This is a genomic window from Micrococcus sp. GbtcB5 (assembly GCF_019091605.1).
Taxonomy (GTDB): domain Bacteria; phylum Actinomycetota; class Actinomycetes; order Actinomycetales; family Micrococcaceae; genus Micrococcus; species Micrococcus luteus.
Map to the genome: position 1 here is coordinate 1 of NZ_JAGXJK010000552.1, position 232 is coordinate 232.

The following is a 232-nucleotide window of genomic DNA, read 5'->3' on the forward strand; positions in this document are numbered from 1 at the left end:
TTCTGATCCAGCGTGGTCCAGCAGGAGCACAAGTCGAAGTTGACTTCGCAGTTGAGGTGCTCGGTGAGATTGCTTCCGTAGCCGTCGATAAGGAAAGCACTGTCGTCGAGTACTTGAGCAAGATGCGTGCGCGTCTCATCGATGCGATGCCGAGGCCTGAACCGCAATCGACGGATTCAGGTTCTCTGAGAGCCGGTCTATCTGCCTACAGGGCCGCCCTCGATGGCTTGTC

1 pseudogene is annotated in these 232 nt (G+C 56.9%); it reads left to right on the forward strand.

The features are described from left to right. Positions 1–232: pseudogene (locus tag KVS67_RS13470) on the forward strand (hypothetical protein); the annotation flags it as partial.